This is a genomic window from Hespellia stercorisuis DSM 15480, from assembly GCF_900142165.1.
Lineage (GTDB): Bacteria > Bacillota > Clostridia > Lachnospirales > Lachnospiraceae > Hespellia > Hespellia stercorisuis.
Window position 1 is genome coordinate 13,842 of sequence record NZ_FQZY01000055.1, and the last position, 14,688, is coordinate 28,529.

Sequence of the window (14,688 nt, forward strand, 5' to 3'; positions counted from 1 at the left end):
AGGGGGATGCTTGCTTCAGCAGGGGATTAAAAGCCCCTGCTGAAAGGCAGCGTAGCTGCAAGATGTTCATGAGCAAGTAGCAGAGCGGATTGCGAATGTCCGCTTTACTCATAATAATAAAATATTATCTACATTACCCATTGAGGATTGATTTCCCCAGTGAGTAATTTTTTTGCGTCAAATTGGGAGTTTTGCTGTTCCCCAATACATAGCGGTCAGAAGGAGTGACCCTTCGACGATAAGGAAGACACTCAAATTTGCCCAGGCCCTGAACCTCTTGGAGAATACGGTCAAGAGTTTCTGTATGCGTAACAAGATGGGCGGCCTGTAAAAAGCCATTTACAGTGTATGGTAATGCCAACCGGAAATACTGCAGCCACGAATGCTACGATAATGTAACTGCCCTTTTTGGGGTGAATTCTATTATTCTATTGTAGTTGTTTTTTGCTTCCATTGTTTATATAAAGCATAATAAGCATAGAGAATAATAAAAACATCCATGACTAATACAATAACGGTAACGATTGAAGTATTTCCTATTCTTATGATCTGGCTGGAAACAAGCCAATCATACAGGCCATGAATTACAGTTGGTATGAACAATGCCAAAAAAAGATTTTTTCGCCTGGAAGCTATGTCATGCTGCCTTGCTGCCTGTTTGGCACGTCCATAATATATACCAATAATTAAGCCATAGGCCCCATGCGCAGGTGCGCCAAGAAGTGCTCGCATTAACACAATAGACCAGAATCGAGTAGGGAACTGTTGTATGGAAAATGCCATATATGCTATGGATTCTAGTATTCCAAAGGATAATCCGACAATGGCTGGATACATCATTCCCTGCAAATGACTTACAAAATATTTTCCTTTCCAGGTTATGATTGCGGTTACGGTAAATTTACACAATTCTTCAATAAATGCCAAACGAATGACGGTCATCAGTATTTCGCTAAGTAAAACATGGCTTCTGATAAAAGGGATTTCATTAGCATAGCCGATGACGGTTTGTAATGCTACAATGGGAACCATTACTAAAAATCCAAGAATAATTAATAAGATCAATGATCTTACAGGTGTTTTTTCTTTTCGGGATTGTCGGATAAGCAAAATGAGTAAAATAAGTCCTGGAAAATTACTGAGAATACAGGCTAAAAATAGTTTCATAATTTTAATCTCCTTGATTCATATTTGTTTTTTTGATATATTAGTAAGATATACGACGGGTGTCTATTATTCAATAAACAATAATTAAATAGATTCGTATAATAGACATTTTTACAAAATTGTTTATTTAAGATGGGAGATTATTATGGATACTAAAACAGATCTTCGAGTGATTAAAACCAGACGGGCTATAAAATCTGCATTTCTTCAACTGATTCAAAAAAAGAGTCTTGATAAAATAACAGTAACAGAATTGGCAAAAGCGGCAGAAATCAATAAGGGTACATTTTATCTCCATTATTCAGATGTTTATGCATTATATTATGAACTACTGCAGGAACAGGTTGAGAAGATTGCTGCACATTCGACTTATTACGAACAAATGTTAAATAATCCAGAAGCTTTTGTACGTGGATTCTTTATACGTACATCTGATACTTTGCCTGATGCAGGGGCGGTACTATTTAGTCCGCAAAATATTCGTTTTTGCGAGAATGTTTTTTCCATGATAGTGGATGCAATCATAGAGAATATTTTTAACGCAGGAATAATTGAAAGAACAGAGTTAAATATTATGAAACTCCAATTTTTGATTGACGGTATGTTTCTGCAGTTTTCAAGATGCGCTGCAAAAATGGATAATGAACCAGTTCAGATTGAAGAGGAGATGGTACAATATTTAGCCAGCCAGATTAGGTACTCGTTTTCTTCTTGAATTTATTCTGTAATATTCCATTGTTTTATCTACTGCATGGTTCGACTACAAGCACCTACAGAATTGTTGGGAGGATTATATTTTATGTGGAACGAAAAAACAAAATTTGAGGAGGACATATTTGATGGCGTGTAAGAAGCTAACAATAAAAAAAGGCTGTTTTTTTATAATTTCATGTCTCATTCTGGCTACCATTTTTTTGAATGGATGCGCAAATAAGGACGTGAGACATGCGGAGGATTCTGCGAATATCGGAACAGGTATTCTTCGTAAGGAAGTCTTTGCGCTTGTTTCCAGCGCGGAAAACTCCAGCACTGATTATAGCAAGCAGTATTCCTACATCGAGGATATTGGAGACGGAAGAGGCTACACAGCGGGTGTCATTGGTTTTACGTCAGGAACCGGAGATTTGTTACAAGTGGTAACTGAATATAATAAGCTGAAGCCCCAAAACAATCCGTTGAAAAAATATCTTTCCGCACTGAAAGCGGTAGTGGGAACGGATTCACACGAAGGCCTGGGCGATACATTTCTTGTCGACTGGCAAACTGCGTCAGAAGATGCCGAGATGATACAGGCTCAGAATGCGGTTTTAGATGATTTGTACCTCAATCCATCCATCACATTTGCCAACGAAGATGGACTCGGTGTTTTGGGGCAATACATCTATTATGATGCAATGGTTGTGCATGGACCTGGGGACGATGAGGACAGCTTCAACGGAATTCGGATGACAGCCAAAGCGTCGGCAGACACCCCTGCAATGGGAGGGAATGAGAAAACATATTTGCAGGCGTTTTTAGATGCAAGAAGTGTAATTATGAAAAAGGAAGAAGCACACTCGGATTTGTCCCGGTTAAATACACAGCAGGCGTTTCTTGAGGCAGGAAACGAGACATTAGAGCTTCCTCTTAGATGGACGATGTATGGAGAAGCGTTCGAGCTGGATAAAAGCAGTTTGAGTAATACGAACGAATGAAAAAGCAGCCCTAAAATACTCAGTACCAAGTAAAATCTGAATATCCTTGTAGAAAGGCACGCTTACCGCATTGAATTGACGGCGGGGGTGCTTTTTTCATATATACAAACAATGAAAAGTATTATGGCAGTGTTGTTCTTTACAGGACATATACAGCCACGTTCCCAAGTGATAAGAGAATCATAAATAACGGTCAGCGGGAAAAGTACCAGGTTGATGATCATCACCCGGCAATCATATCCAGGGAAATGTTTGATGCAGTGCAGGAAAGTAGTGAGATCCGGAAGTATAAAAAGAAAGAATGATATTCCGATGGTTTTTATCAGAGTTAAATGGTATAATAAGCTTATTACAAATAGAAGTTGGAGAACTAAGAGAGTGGAGATTAGACGTTATCAACAATCAGATTGTAAAGAATTGGCGGAATTGTTTTACAATACGGTTCATGCTGTTAATGCGAACGATTATACGAAAGAGCAGCTGAATGTATGGGCAACTGGACAAGTGGATTTGGACAAGTGGAACAAATCGTTGCAAGAACATTATTGTATTGTCGTATCTGAGGATGAAATCATAGTAGGTTTTGGTGATATAGATAAAACGGGGTATCTGGATCGATTATATGTTCATTCCAATTATCAAGGGAAAGGTGTTGCTACTGTTATTTGCAATCAGTTAGAACAAGCAGTTCAAGGAAATGTTGTTACGCATGCTTCAATTACTGCAAAACCTTTTTTTGAAAAGAGAGGCTACAGAACTGTAAGAAAACGGCAAGTAGAGAGACAAGGTATTTTTCTCGCAAATTACGAAATGGAAAAGGAACGATAAACTGAAGTTATCAATCAGGTAAAAAATCCAGAAACACTATCGACCGTCACGGACGTCATAGAGTATAGTTGTTTTGTCAAGGGAAGGAGGGCAGGAATCGTGTTCAAAACGGTCAATTTCATTGTCCCGATGAATTTAGGATTGGATTGTTAAGTAAATAAACTCCAGCCTGTAGGGCTGAAAAACTGAAATTTTAGGAGGTACATAACTATGAAAGGCATGATTGCTTACTGTGGACTGGATTGTGAAAAATGCGATGCATATCTTGCAACAATCAACGATGACCAGGCGTTGCGTGAGAAAACTGCAAAACTATGGGCTGAGTTAAATAATGCTCCCATTCTGCCTGAACATATCAATTGCACAGGTTGTCGTGTTGATGGGGTCAAAACTGTATACTGCGATACTTTCTGCGCTATTCGTCAGTGTGCAATGAAAAAAAGCGTGACTACATGTGGTGATTGCCCGGATCTGGAAAAATGTCAGACAGTTGGAGCGATTATCTCAAATAATCCTGCTGCCCTGAAAAATCTCAGGGGACAGACCACATAGTTTGAAGATCTGTAAGCATTCCCCCACTTCAAGTGCGTAGAGCACTAAGTGGGGGGAAGGGGGATGCTTGTTTCAGCAGGGGATTAAGAGCCCCTGCTGAAAGGCAGCGTAGCTGCGGGATGTTCATGAGCAAGTAGCAGAGCGGATTGCGAATGTCCGCTGGGCGGTTCATTTTATTACTCTTTTTTCATTCATGTTTGTGTGGTGTTACGATAACCATGTTCTAGTGTACATATTTCTTTGCTGCCGTTTTTGAAAGTGCATATCGCTTGATAATCATCTCAACAATTCCCATTTCCGGAACATCAAGTTCTCTCAGACTTTCCACCAAGGCGGCAATTCCATGCTCTCGCTCTTGATTAATACCCTTCTGCGTCATACGTTCTGCAAATTCACACATTGTAATCTCATCTCCCTTCTCCACTGCCTTCATAATCTCATTTTCGATATCCTGATACCGCTTATCTCCAGTAAATACTTCTAACATCTTAAGTACTGCTTCTACATGCCGCAGCTTTCTCTTCGATGGTTGATACCCCTTTTTGTTTCTGTTCGCAAAAAAAGCTGCAACTTCCCGAAAATCACTGGTTAATTCATTCCTTATCTTTTTAGGAATGTGAGCAACCTCAATCAGATGAAGCTTATAATTCTGTGCATATGCTGCAAATTCTGCATTTCCGTTGTCGAACAATTCTTTTAACTCTTTTGCTTTCGACCACCGCTTATCCCCAAAATACAATACTGCCGTTATAATTGGATAGCGAACATTCCCTGTCTGTATCTGGTTCCGATAAGCCGCATAATCGTATCCCATGACCCGGATCGTCATATCCTGATCTTCCGCTGTCTGGTTATCAATTCCGATCAGCGACATCGTCGTTCCCAGCTTTTGTACATACTTTGTTGTATCGCGACGCTGCTCTTTAAATGTCCTGCCATTCTCTTCCTTGTAGACGGATTCTGTAGGTCCCTGAATTAAGTCTTCCGGTCGAATCATTTCCTTTTTAAACAAAAGCACGTTAAATATATCCGCAAATACATCCGGATAGTCTTCTAGATACTTGTTTGCATGATCTTTTGCATGATGCTCTTGCAGCATCGGCTCCACTTCCTGCTGCGTTTCTGCAGCCAACTGTTTCTTTTCTTTCGTTACTGCCATGTAAACCTCCTTATTCAATTTTTGTTTAGGAGATCTCTGGCTCGAAAACTCCTGCCGTAAATGTGATTAAAAGCAAGAATTTTCCGAATATATAGTGTGTATAAACACGTAGAAGCCAATGTATGGCTAAGATGCAAATCGCTGAATGCGATTTACAATGAACTCTGCTTTATCGATATCATATAATACTCAGACTATATTTTCAAGTAGTATTTCATATTTATTTTCACTTCAGCTGTTCATTAAGAAAATGTAAAATTTTTATAATAAAAATAAAGTGTTTTCACTACAACCTCAGTAAAACACAGTGTTTATCTATGTTTTAGACTCATAATACGATTCATTTACTACCAATTTACTACTTTCTAGTAACAGACTTTAAAAATAGAACCCGACAGTTTAATTGTAGGGTTCCATTTATTGTTATTAAATTGATATTTACCAACCGACAAACTGGAATTTGTCTATGCTTTGTATTTTGACTGGATTCTAAGATATACAATCATCATTCCAATAACCAAAGCCATGACACCAAATATCATAGGAATATACATAGGTGAATTCTGCTCTAAAAATAAACAAGGGATTCCTATTATTTCTAAAATGACAGCTGCAATAATCCAAAGCATTGAAACTGAACGATTATACTTGTTGGTATCAGTAACCACAGGCGGCTTCACAAATGTAAAAAATCCAACTGCTTCTTTGGACTTCCATCCGCTAATACCTATTCCTAAAAATAATACTGCAACTATACTCCAAATAACAAAAGCAATTATCATATTCCATTCCTCCTCAAATTCTAATTTATTTAATTATATCAGCAAAAAGAGAAGCTGTGAAGCCTGCATAATGTTTCTCTTAGTATATAGTGATTCACAACTTAAATTACTTTGTCTATAGGCTGAGAACCCGACAATTAAGCTGTCGGGTTCTATTTTTTTAGATAGCAATCTTTCAGATTGCCGAGAGAAATACTGGACAGAGTTTGAATAATGCTCTTAATCATTATTTTTATCTAATGAGATTTTAAGCGATTTAATCACGTCTGTTACAATCTTTAATTCTTCGGGCTTACAAGAACTGAGAATATCACTAATTTCATCTGTCATTGCTGTTCTATTCACTTGCGGAGCATCATAAATCAGCGCATCCGTCTGAACAGACAAAGCCTCTGCAATCTTAACCAACACGGCAAGACTTAGCTTTGTGTTGCCTGTTTCTATATGGCTCATATGGGTTGCCGATATTCCTACTTTATCAGCTAACTGTTCTTGAGATAGATTATATGCTTTTCTGTATTTTCTTATTCTTTGTCCAATTTCATAGTAATTCATGTCATCACCGCCTATATAATTAATCTATATTTGTATTGTATAGGCATTATCTGAGTGTTATAATAAACTATATGGGCTTTTTATCGCCCTCACAGTTTATACAACACTAAAACTCGAAGAATATTCAATAATTCATATAATTTTTCGAGTAGATAAAACTTTTTTTGAACTTGTTTTGTCTAAGTTATGTAAAAAATCAAAATACAATCTAAAGGAGAAATCAAAATGAAAATCAAAAAACTATCTAAGGTATTTACCTTAACAATTGCACTATGTCTTATGGCTGTATCACTTACTGCTTGCGGAGGAAGTAAAGGTGATGTAAAAACCGCTAAAGAACCAGTCCTTGCCTCTGAGGCTTTTAACCAAGAGGGTATTTGGTTTACATCTGAAGGAATAGTTGGGAAAGACGAAAACATTTATTCTATTTTAGTATTCGATGGAAAGGGAAATGTAACTCCTTACAAATGTGATAAACTTACTTTTTCTGACTTGAAAGAACTTTCAGATGATGAGATAATATCACTTGCAAAAGAACAAGATAAGACACGTTTTGAATCCGATATTGCTAGTCTCACATCAAGCATTGATAACGAGAAAACAAAACTTTCCGAAGAAAGAGATTCTCTCGAAAATGATATGAATGAGGCCATAGCGCTTGAACCTGATATGTCTTCAGAATATAAAGAGTTATATGATGTAGACCGTTATCAAGAGGAATTCACCTTTATGGACAGCCTGTTATCAGAAATTTCTAATCTTGAGTACAAAGAGCCTGAAAGCGTTCCTTATCTAATGCATATTGAAACAGACAATTCGGGAAACGGTACAAAAGAAGAGACTCTTGAGTTTGAGAGAGAATATCTGTCTACATCTTATTCAAACAACATGACAGAAATCAAAAAAACTTCTACTGCGGAAACTCAACTTTTCCCTGATTATGGAACTCAGACGGTGTATGATATGAATTTTAGAGGATTTGGTAGCATAGTAACAATTGTTAGCGAAAACCACGCAGGATTTATGCTCGATACTCCTGACACGAAAGGAATTGAGGTGGATTAATTGAATAAAATCAAAGAGTGGCTAAAAAGCCACACCAAACAAGCGATAGCAATAGCTACCGCTATCGTACTTATTATTGCATTTGCTGTAGCTGGTGTAACAGGTGCATTCAGTAAAAACACTGAACCTGAAACTGAAACATCAGCAAGTGAAACCACAACCGAATCAGAGACACAAGAAACCATCATCGACGAAATCAAGCTCAACGTGACAAGCCCTGACGAAAAATGGACAGCAGAATCATCTCCTGCTATCGTTCACATTGTAGGAACTGATGACAACACGAAGTCCACAGACTTCTATCACGCTATCTCTTATGGCAAAGAAGAGCCTAAGATTTCTCTAGTCTCTGGCGAATACGAACTTACGGTAGTTGCACCTATTAACGTTGACGGTTCTATTCACGTCCTAGCAAACGCTAACAAAGATGCTGATAAAGACGGAACGAAAGAAACCCTTACGTTCAACTCAGCTGACTATGTCACTAAGGACAAAGCATCAGAACAACTTCTTGTAGAAATCACTATCAAGCAGATTCCTGCAGAGCAGGTCACTGATGAAATGATGAAAGAAGTCGTTGACAACATCAAAACCGCTATCAAAGATGGCGATGACACCCTAAAGGGTGACAACGGCAAGCAAATCCTTGACACAGTCAACAAGAACGTAGACGCTAACGAACACATCTCTGACGAGACAAAAGAGTCTACGAAAGAAACGACTGAGTCAGCACAGTCTGAAACTGAAACAAAACCTGCTGAAACTGTAAAGCCAGATAACACTGGCAATACAGACAACACCTCAACAGGTACTGACAACGGTTCAACAGGCAACACAGGCAACGGTTCAGGTAACTCTGGTGGCAACACTGGCGGAACCAAACCCGATACTGGCAAACCAAAAGAGCCTGTATGGGTTCCTGACCAAGGTCACTACGAGAAAGTCTGGGTAGAGAACATGGTTCTAGTAGAAATCGCACCAGCCAAGACTGAAAAGGTCTATGACTACTCTGACTTCTACTTCACAGAAGACGGCTACACCACTACAAGTGAAGCTGACTGTATAAATCACCAAATGGAACTCGCAATGCAAGGTTACTCTGGTAGCTTTCAACAGAAAGACCACTACAAAACCGTAACCACACCTGCCGTAACCGAATGGCAAGACCAAGGTAAGTACGAAGACAAATGGGTTGTCGACGTCCCAGGTCACTGGGAATAACAACCCGCAACACTACACCACTTAGGTATCACACCTAAGTGGTGTATTTTTTTCTAATATCGCACACAACGTCGGGAACCGCCGTCGAGCGTGCAATTACTATAAATTAAGGAGGTTATTTGCAAATGAATATGAATCAAAAATTAGAAGAAATAAAAGTGTTTTGGGGGAATTGTTTCGAACATGGTGTGAACCATATGGAAAAGGGTGAAACGGTAAAATCCCTAGAGCTAATGCATTGCTTGAGAATTAACTCAGGCAGTGCATTTTTTATGCAACTTCCTTTTTAAAGAATGCCTATCGGCATTCGGGAGTACGAGCAAAAGGAGGATTTCTATTATGAATATTAGAAAATATGTTTTAGAGTTTAATGAGGAAAGACTGCCAGCTATGGTATGTGAGAATTCTTACGATTATGAGGAAGCAACCATGCTGAATAGCCCTGCTGTCATTGCTGAAATGCTGGAAACTTGTTTCCGATTGAAACAAAAAGTAGAGGAACACATTGTTGTGATTGGCGTAAATAAAAGATTACAACCAGTTGCAATTTTTGAAGTATCACACGGCGGTTCATCTCACTGCCAAATCTCACCTAAGGAATTGTTTACAAGAGCTTTGATGTGTGGTGCTAGTGGTATTATTATCGCCCACAATCATCCGTCAGGAAATACGTTACCATCGTCTAGCGATGTGAATACTGCAAAACGAATAAAGTTGGCATCAGAAATAATTGGAATTGACCTGATTGATTTCTTAATCGTTGGCAACGATACCTACAGTTTTCAAGAAAGAGAGGAATTGCGATAATGAAATTTGAACATATTAATAGCTTTGCAGATTTGGCTGACCTTGTCGGTGACATGGTGCTGGCAAACGAAATGACAATACGCAACTTGCAAATAATCAACGGTGATATATGTGTTGGGGAAACTGTATTTCAATTTTACATTATTTCCAATCCAGAATTTTTATTGAAATTCACAGATGAGCTTGTCTTTTACGATGACGAGCTATGCCTTTATGTGTGGGGAATTAAGCATTTTGGAACTAGTTGGCAATTGTTACCACCCCCAGAATTTCACGAGTAGAGAGGTGATATTATGTCATTAGAAAATTACTATGAACCAAGGGAGCATATCAAGATTGCCCATAACAAAATCTTAAATCCAAATGAGATTATGGCAGGAATGCTCGTAGTAGAACGATATACAGGCAATATCTTCCTTGTTCCAAAGGTTCTTGCTTACAACCCAGACAATCAAAAGGGTAAGCTAGCAAACACACCAGCAATGGCAGTAGTGCCAACTGGACAAGATACATTTATCAATGTCAAGGATTTGATACCCTTACATATCAGCGATTTGTTCCACGAATGAAAAATAACGACTTCCAAAACGGGAGTCGTTATTTTTTTCAATCAATCCATCTCTAAGTCTTCTCTTATTTCTTCTTGAGATTTCTCATATACAGATTCTATACCACCACATACCTTTCTTCTTTTGTCCTCTGAAATAGAGCTATTACGGATTGCTTCTTGAGCCAATTTCAGCCGTTTCTCAGAATCCCACATTGCTTTACGATTATCATATAATTGTTCCTCTACAACCTTTAGCTGACCTTGTTTGTGTTTTGTCATGGCATCATCTAAAAGAAATGCAAACAGCTGGGCAAACATATCATTCATCATACGGTCAATAGGGTTCTGTGCTTTACTTTGCGAAATTTTGAATATTTCTTTTAAAGCATAAAGCGACGGTAGTTCTTGCTTTTGCAATACATCTCTGTATTCTTTTGATGCCATATATTCCTTTCTGCTGGCATCTAAATCACTTTGAAGCGTTGCTATATAATCATTAGGGTTATCCTTTAATTCCATAATACGGTTACGGTTTATCGAGTTTCTATTACGTCTGTGTGCCTTTGATAAGCTGTCAAGCATTGGCATTACATCATCCTCACTTAAAACAAAAGACTGTAAAAAAGAATCATTTTGACTAACTTTCTTGGTATAATCTATTCCTTTAAATCCTTTAAAATCCATCATATTTTCCTCCGCTTCGCTATTTATTACTGGTTTAATTTCTGTCTGCATTTCTTTTTGCTCTGCCTGTTTTTCAGTAAAATATTGTTCAATACTGTCTTTTTTTAAATCATCAGCCAGCTTTTTTCCTGCTCTACGTCTGGCACGTTTTTCGCCAGCAAAGCCTTTTTTCGTGTGATACGTCCAGCCTGTATGGATTTCTCCTGTTTGCTTATCTGCTTTCAGGGTCTCTTGTAAAGTAATACCCTCTGCATTCAGCTTTTTCTCGAATTCTTCTAGGGATAGAGATTGATTTCTGATACGCAGTATCGTATCACCTAGAGTTCGGCTATAGTAACTTTCTGAATCTCTGATTTCTTCCCATAGCATAGGTTTCTTCACAAAAGCAGGCTTTCCTATCGTTGATAAACCACTTTCAATACAAATCTTATCGGCGGTACAGGCTACATGATGATGCGACAGGCCATGCGATACCGCACGATCTGTCGTTACGTCATGATTGACCACCATTGCATGAGCGTGTAGACAGCCACCCTCACCGTCACTATGCATGGTTATCCAACACGGTGAATGAGGTGCTAACTGTTTACATATCAAATAACTAATGCCCATTGCTTGTTGTACATCTTGTGGGTTATCTGGATTCAATTCATCAAGTGCAAATGATATACGCACTTCATATCCGCCAATTTTACGATTAGCGTGTTGCTTCAAGATAGCTTCTGAATAACTTGTGATTGCCTCTCTTGAACCCATATCGCCCATTTCTGCAAGAATACGGTTTGTACCAGCTTTTAAATGTTGTTTTCTCATATCACCATTGCCAAATTCAGTATAAGTCATTCGACCTCTGACATTAGATAGTGATTGAATATTAGTCGTCGCCATAATCATTTACCTCCAAATATCTGTCACTAACTGTTCGTTGTCCATATAAATAGTTATCAATTCCTTTATCAACTTCGGCATCTACATCAATAACAAAATCTTTGCGAGCTTCTTCTACCTTTGTGATTAATTCCGAAATCTTGTTGACGATTTCTGGCACACACTTCACAGCCTGAAACGTGCTTAAAAATTCGTCATTATCCATATATTTATAATTCACCTGTCTAGTGTTCAATGATTTTGCAATTTGATTCACATGAATCCCCAACACTCGGCATTCAGATGCCAATGCTTCTAAACTTGTATTATGGATATTTTTAACTTCTGTTACGGTCACATTTTTTAAATCATGAATGCCACCTCTCAACACTTGTGAGCGAGTCATATGTAATTTTTCGCAAGTCGCATCTAGTACATCTAAATCATAATCACTTAATCGTACTTCAACACGATGTTTCTTTTGGAAAACATCTAATTTCTGTCTTGTTGCTTTTGTACTTCTTCTTTGACAATTCATTTCTTCCATTTCAATATTCCTCCTGTTTTTAATTTCATTGTTTGCGAAATGGGATACATCGCAAGCATGGGAGTTGTACGTATAAATTGCGATTCTCGCAATTTCCACTTCCTCCTCCCGCTTGCAAAGGGAAAAATCCCTTTGAACCCTTTTTCATCAAGAACCTATTTCTTCACCAACGACTTGGTGAAAAATCTAATAACTGATAAAAGAAAAAAGCGATATACTATTAGCCTATGGAACTAGGTCAGTTCCTATTGCTAAAGAAGTAATCGCTTTTTTTACGGTCGTGCAGGCGATAAGCCCTTTACCGCATATGGTATTCAGTAATTAAAATTACAACGGGCTTTGTATCTATTTAATTGTCACTAATGCTTGCATCTCTACGTACTGTAATTGCAGTAGATGTACGCTGAATACCGCGACATTTTTTAAATCCGAAAACTTGTGGCGGCATACAAATCTTATTGGGGTCAGAACCTTTGTATGTAGGGTCTTTTAGGGCATCTACATTATAGGTTAATATAAGTGGTTCAGGGTAATCCATTTTACCTCTTGGGCTCACTTGATTATCCGTCAATTCCCAATCAGGATATCCGTCTTTAAGTAATTGTTTCACTTCCTTGAGGAAACCATTTTTAGCGATTGGTTTCCCTGATGGTATATTTAAAGCAAACCAACCTCGATAGAATAGATAAAGAAAATCATTAGGAATTAAATCCCATGAAAATGCTGGGAGAGTTTCCTCAAGGAATTGACGTACAGGGTCGTTGTATATTTTCACATCACCAAGTAGTTCTACACATGCAGACGGCTCAGATAATTCGTAATAATCAGTATGCAGAACTTTATGTAATGCGTATTCTAAGACTTCACTTCGTGCCAAATAATCTTCCTTGATGTATTTACGTTCAATACCTTTGAAAGATTTATTCATTGGAATTGGCAACAAACGACGATACAATGATTCCGATTTATCTTGAAATTTTGGAATTTCATTTACACATTGCACCATCATTCCCTCAAAGCGAACACTAATGGGTTCTTTGAACTTAATATTTGCACGAATAATATCGTGAGTGATGGCAGCCTTAAATGAATCTGCCGAGTTCAAAAAAGTACCTGTATCGTTCTCATCAACAATCACAGCTGAAACATATAATAATGGCTGTAACATGAAGTCTTTACCGAAATCTTTCACTGGTATACTGGTATGTGAACCCGACCCACAAATATTACGCATGAACTCACACAAAGTTCCCTTGCCATTATTACCTGATGTAGAGTACAACAATATAACTTTATTGAAGCGAACTGTAGGACGAATAATACTACCTACAACTTGCCACAATAGTTCCACTACCTCAGAGTCATCTGAAAGAGATTGCATCCATGTTTCAACATCCCATAACTCACCATCTGGCATCGTGAGAACGGGATTTATAGGATTTGGCACATAGTCTACATGAGACTTTGTGGTAAATACATACTCAGGGTCAAAATCCATAAGGATTTTGTTTCTGTAATCAAAGATGCCATTGTTTACAGGAATCAAATCTTTCTCTGTGCATCTGACTTTCTTTGGAGCAATATTCTCTAGTGCCTGTATCACTTCTTTGATACCCTTGCTATCTATCGTAAAATTGAATTTACGAATGATTTCTTTGATTGTATCTTCTCTAGTATCATAGATACCTCGATTCTCACCGTCTTCTTGGTAAAGCCCAATGGTAAAATTTCCGTCATCGTAAAATCCTAGCCAACATATGCGACAGGCACGATACACCTTAGTTATTATCATTGCAATCTGTGTGTGTTCCAATTTCTTTAATATTCGATATTGTTCGCTAGATGGTTTTTGATTTGGATATTTATCTTTTGTAACTGTTCAGAACTCCATTAGTTAAAGATGATATCGGAATTCCCTAAAAGGGCTTCTCTGATTGCTGTAAAAGCATTTATTCCATGCTTATGAGCAGTCCCAATATAGCTCATGATTGTAAGATATTCCTGTGCGCCTTCCTCACTGCGAAAACATCCTGAGACCTTGGTTTTAACCTTAATCATGCGCAAATCACGTTCCGCAAGGTTATTATCAAACGGAACACAGAGATTCTTTATAAATAAGCAGACTGATGCCTTGTAATTCACAAGTCTGTCAATTAGATTTAGTACCTTGGTCTTTTTCTTTCGACCACGCTTTTTGGTTGTGACTTCTG

Annotated in this window: 19 protein-coding genes; 11 read left to right on the top strand and 8 right to left on the bottom strand. The window is 38.1% G+C overall.

Annotation, left to right across the window (positions count from 1 at the left end):
- Positions 1-423: 423 nt before the first annotated feature.
- On the bottom strand, positions 424-1,167 hold the full coding sequence (locus BUB85_RS15485) for a PrsW family glutamic-type intramembrane protease (RefSeq protein WP_073112140.1): 744 nt from the start codon (positions 1,165-1,167) through the stop codon (positions 424-426).
- A 145-nt stretch (positions 1,168-1,312) separates the two neighbouring features.
- Between BUB85_RS15485 and BUB85_RS15490 the strand changes: the two genes are divergently transcribed.
- The 5 genes from BUB85_RS15490 (at position 1,313) to BUB85_RS15510 (ending at position 4,241) form a co-directional block, all read left to right on the top strand.
- Complete coding sequence (locus BUB85_RS15490; protein ID WP_073112142.1) at positions 1,313-1,882, top strand: TetR/AcrR family transcriptional regulator; 570 nt, start codon at positions 1,313-1,315, stop codon at positions 1,880-1,882.
- Between the two features lie 124 nt (positions 1,883-2,006).
- A complete protein-coding gene (locus tag BUB85_RS15495) occupies positions 2,007-2,861 on the top strand; it encodes a chitosanase (protein WP_073112144.1) in 855 nt (284 codons plus the stop codon).
- A gap of 98 nt (positions 2,862-2,959) precedes the next feature.
- Positions 2,960-3,166: a recombinase family protein gene (locus BUB85_RS22645; protein ID WP_408607101.1), complete on the top strand. Its 207-nt coding sequence runs from the start codon at positions 2,960-2,962 to the stop codon at positions 3,164-3,166.
- Between the two features lie 73 nt (positions 3,167-3,239).
- Positions 3,240-3,689, top strand: coding sequence for a GNAT family N-acetyltransferase (locus BUB85_RS15505; RefSeq protein WP_073112172.1), 450 nt, complete (start codon positions 3,240-3,242; stop codon positions 3,687-3,689).
- Positions 3,690-3,899: 210 nt separating this feature from the next.
- Positions 3,900-4,241 carry a DUF3795 domain-containing protein gene (locus tag BUB85_RS15510; RefSeq protein WP_073112146.1) on the top strand — a complete coding sequence of 114 codons (342 nt, stop codon included), beginning with the start codon at positions 3,900-3,902 and terminating at the stop codon, positions 4,239-4,241.
- Between the two features lie 223 nt (positions 4,242-4,464).
- On the opposite strand, the gene BUB85_RS15515 is transcribed toward BUB85_RS15510, so the two are convergent.
- The 3 genes from BUB85_RS15515 to BUB85_RS15525 form a co-directional block, all read right to left on the bottom strand.
- Complete coding sequence (locus BUB85_RS15515; protein ID WP_073112148.1) at positions 4,465-5,400, bottom strand: Rpn family recombination-promoting nuclease/putative transposase; 936 nt, start codon at positions 5,398-5,400, stop codon at positions 4,465-4,467.
- Positions 5,401-5,864: 464 nt separating this feature from the next.
- On the bottom strand, positions 5,865-6,182 hold the full coding sequence (locus BUB85_RS15520; RefSeq protein WP_073112150.1) for a hypothetical protein: 318 nt from the start codon (positions 6,180-6,182) through the stop codon (positions 5,865-5,867).
- Between the two features lie 219 nt (positions 6,183-6,401).
- The gene (locus BUB85_RS15525) at positions 6,402-6,737 is read right to left on the bottom strand and encodes a helix-turn-helix domain-containing protein (protein WP_073112152.1); all 336 of its coding nucleotides are present in this window, start codon (positions 6,735-6,737) and stop codon (positions 6,402-6,404) included.
- A 225-nt stretch (positions 6,738-6,962) separates the two neighbouring features.
- Here BUB85_RS15525 and BUB85_RS15530 point away from each other — a divergent pair, with 225 nt between their 5' ends.
- From BUB85_RS15530 to BUB85_RS15550, 6 genes are all read left to right on the top strand, one after another.
- Positions 6,963-7,802: a hypothetical protein gene (locus BUB85_RS15530; protein WP_073112154.1), complete on the top strand. Its 840-nt coding sequence runs from the start codon at positions 6,963-6,965 to the stop codon at positions 7,800-7,802.
- Positions 7,803-9,023: a hypothetical protein gene (locus tag BUB85_RS15535; RefSeq protein WP_073112156.1), complete on the top strand. Its 1,221-nt coding sequence runs from the start codon at positions 7,803-7,805 to the stop codon at positions 9,021-9,023.
- Between the two features lie 125 nt (positions 9,024-9,148).
- On the top strand, positions 9,149-9,313 hold the full coding sequence (locus BUB85_RS21550) for a hypothetical protein (protein ID WP_159434659.1): 165 nt from the start codon (positions 9,149-9,151) through the stop codon (positions 9,311-9,313).
- Positions 9,314-9,362: 49 nt separating this feature from the next.
- Positions 9,363-9,830, top strand: coding sequence for a JAB domain-containing protein (locus BUB85_RS15540; protein WP_084534079.1), 468 nt, complete (start codon positions 9,363-9,365; stop codon positions 9,828-9,830).
- Complete coding sequence (locus BUB85_RS15545; protein WP_073112158.1) at positions 9,830-10,111, top strand: hypothetical protein; 282 nt, start codon at positions 9,830-9,832, stop codon at positions 10,109-10,111. Before BUB85_RS15540 ends, BUB85_RS15545 begins: the two co-directional genes overlap by 1 nt.
- A 12-nt stretch (positions 10,112-10,123) precedes the next feature.
- On the top strand, positions 10,124-10,399 hold the full coding sequence (locus tag BUB85_RS15550; RefSeq protein ID WP_073112160.1) for a hypothetical protein: 276 nt from the start codon (positions 10,124-10,126) through the stop codon (positions 10,397-10,399).
- Positions 10,400-10,440: 41 nt separating this feature from the next.
- Here the strand turns inward: BUB85_RS15550 and BUB85_RS15555 are convergent, their stop codons facing one another.
- The 4 genes from BUB85_RS15555 to BUB85_RS15570 form a co-directional block, all read right to left on the bottom strand.
- Complete coding sequence (locus BUB85_RS15555; RefSeq protein WP_073112162.1) at positions 10,441-11,952, bottom strand: relaxase family protein; 1,512 nt, start codon at positions 11,950-11,952, stop codon at positions 10,441-10,443.
- Positions 11,939-12,478 (bottom strand): hypothetical protein, encoded by a 540-nt coding sequence (locus tag BUB85_RS15560; protein WP_073112164.1) that lies wholly within the window; start codon positions 12,476-12,478, stop codon positions 11,939-11,941. Before BUB85_RS15560 ends, BUB85_RS15555 begins: the two co-directional genes overlap by 14 nt.
- 349 nt (positions 12,479-12,827) lie before the next feature.
- A complete protein-coding gene (locus BUB85_RS15565; protein WP_073112166.1) occupies positions 12,828-14,270 on the bottom strand; it encodes a DNA primase family protein in 1,443 nt (480 codons plus the stop codon).
- A gap of 98 nt (positions 14,271-14,368) precedes the next feature.
- Positions 14,369-14,688 (bottom strand): IS66 family transposase (locus BUB85_RS15570; RefSeq protein WP_143160656.1); only part of this gene is annotated, 320 nt, incomplete at its 5' end.

Excerpts from the sequence above, each read along its gene's own strand:
- BUB85_RS15555 (WP_073112162.1), bottom strand. The coding sequence starts at position 11,952 with ATGGCGACGACTAATATTCAATCACTATCTAATGTCAGAGGTCGAATG.
- BUB85_RS15485 (WP_073112140.1), bottom strand. The coding sequence starts at position 1,167 with ATGAAACTATTTTTAGCCTGTATTCTCAGTAATTTTCCAGGACTTATT.
- BUB85_RS15565 (WP_073112166.1), bottom strand. The coding sequence starts at position 14,270 with ATGATAATAACTAAGGTGTATCGTGCCTGTCGCATATGTTGGCTAGGA.
- BUB85_RS15495 (WP_073112144.1), top strand. The coding sequence starts at position 2,007 with ATGGCGTGTAAGAAGCTAACAATAAAAAAAGGCTGTTTTTTTATAATT.
- BUB85_RS15560 (WP_073112164.1), bottom strand. The coding sequence starts at position 12,478 with ATGGAAGAAATGAATTGTCAAAGAAGAAGTACAAAAGCAACAAGACAG.
- BUB85_RS15525 (WP_073112152.1), bottom strand. The coding sequence starts at position 6,737 with ATGAATTACTATGAAATTGGACAAAGAATAAGAAAATACAGAAAAGCA.
- BUB85_RS15545 (WP_073112158.1), top strand. The coding sequence starts at position 9,830 with ATGAAATTTGAACATATTAATAGCTTTGCAGATTTGGCTGACCTTGTC.
- BUB85_RS15550 (WP_073112160.1), top strand. The coding sequence starts at position 10,124 with ATGTCATTAGAAAATTACTATGAACCAAGGGAGCATATCAAGATTGCC.
- BUB85_RS21550 (WP_159434659.1), top strand. The coding sequence starts at position 9,149 with ATGAATATGAATCAAAAATTAGAAGAAATAAAAGTGTTTTGGGGGAAT.
- BUB85_RS15510 (WP_073112146.1), top strand. The coding sequence starts at position 3,900 with ATGAAAGGCATGATTGCTTACTGTGGACTGGATTGTGAAAAATGCGAT.
- BUB85_RS15520 (WP_073112150.1), bottom strand. The coding sequence starts at position 6,182 with ATGATAATTGCTTTTGTTATTTGGAGTATAGTTGCAGTATTATTTTTA.
- BUB85_RS15515 (WP_073112148.1), bottom strand. The coding sequence starts at position 5,400 with ATGGCAGTAACGAAAGAAAAGAAACAGTTGGCTGCAGAAACGCAGCAG.
- BUB85_RS15540 (WP_084534079.1), top strand. The coding sequence starts at position 9,363 with ATGAATATTAGAAAATATGTTTTAGAGTTTAATGAGGAAAGACTGCCA.
- BUB85_RS15530 (WP_073112154.1), top strand. The coding sequence starts at position 6,963 with ATGAAAATCAAAAAACTATCTAAGGTATTTACCTTAACAATTGCACTA.
- BUB85_RS15490 (WP_073112142.1), top strand. The coding sequence starts at position 1,313 with ATGGATACTAAAACAGATCTTCGAGTGATTAAAACCAGACGGGCTATA.